This window comes from Stenotrophomonas testudinis, from assembly GCF_024499815.1.
Taxonomy (GTDB): domain Bacteria; phylum Pseudomonadota; class Gammaproteobacteria; order Xanthomonadales; family Xanthomonadaceae; genus Stenotrophomonas.
Genome location: NZ_JAMOKY010000078.1, coordinates 1 through 1,148, shown reverse-complemented (window position 1 = coordinate 1,148; position 1,148 = coordinate 1). Strand labels below are relative to the sequence as shown.

At 62.5% G+C, this 1,148-nt stretch carries 1 protein-coding gene; it reads right to left on the bottom strand.

Going from position 1 to position 1,148, the window contains the following annotated elements; translation table 11 throughout:
- Window positions 1-16: 16 nt before the first annotated feature.
- Window positions 17-931 carry an IS110 family transposase gene (locus NQ204_RS19540; protein WP_256644703.1) on the bottom strand — a complete coding sequence of 305 codons (915 nt, stop codon included), beginning with the start codon at window positions 929-931 and terminating at the stop codon, window positions 17-19.
- Between the last annotated feature and the right edge of the window lie 217 nt (window positions 932-1,148).

The window sequence follows — 1,148 nt, the reverse complement described above, 5'->3', positions numbered from 1 at the left end:
TGTAGCAACTGTCTTGTTAGGCGGAGGCCATCTGGGCCTCCGCGTCCCGCTTGCGGGCGTTGAGGATCACCAGCATCTTGCGCATCACCGCGACCAGGGCCACCTTGCCTGGCTTGCCCTGGTTGACGAGGGATTCAAAGAATTCCTTGAGCCTGGGCTCATAGCGTTTGGCGGTCAGCGCTGCCATGTAGAGCGCTTCGCGTACAACGGCACGGCCGCCGGTGATGCTCCGTCGTCCTTTCCAAGTGCCGCTTTCGCGGCTCATGGGGGCAACCCCTACCAAGGCCGAGATGGCTTTCCCGCTGAGCCTTCCCAGCTCTGGCAACTCGCAGGCCAGGGTTGCCATCAGCACCGGGCCAGCGCCTTTAAGCTTGGCAAAGTCACGCCATCCATCCTGCTCGGCCAAGAGCGCTGCGATGATGGAATCGAGCTGCTTGATGCTCCTCTGGATCTGGCGCAGATGCTGATTCAGCATGGAAATCAGGCTGGGTTCGCTGAACGCGCGCATGCGCTGATGCTCGCTCACCCGCATCTGCACCAGATGGCGCCGACGCTGGCACAGCTCACCCAGACGGCGCTGCCAGGCCGCTGGCGGAACGTAACGGGTCAGCTTGAGAGCGTCGGCCATGTGGGCCAGAACCATGGCGTCAATGCGATCGGTCTTGGCCTGCTTCCCGGTGGCTGAGGCGAAGCTGCGGCCACGGCCCGGGTTGATCCGCACCATCGGCAAGCCAGCTCCATGCAAGGCGTCCAGCGCCTTCTGTTCATAGCCGCCGCTGGCCTCCAGCACGACCTGCTTGGCTGGCCACTGCTGCAGCCACTTGATCAGACTGGCCCAGCCCCGCTTGTTGTTCTTGAACTGACGGAAGGCCTGTTCATGGACGGCCACATCCAGATTCTCACCGCTGACGTCGATCCCGATCCCAAACATGGGGCAACTCCGCTAGGCTGACAGGGTCGAGAGCTCCCCCCGCTTGCCCAGTCTTATCAGTACGAGTGCCAGCTCGATCAACTGTTCGGGCGGATCAGGGAGAAACCGGCGCGGAGATCCTTGCTACAGAGCGATCGAAAAGACCTAGAGCCGAACGGTCGTCCGCGCCGGGCTCTCGGCACCTAAGGTGCCAGAGTCGGAAGAGATAAGAGCCGAG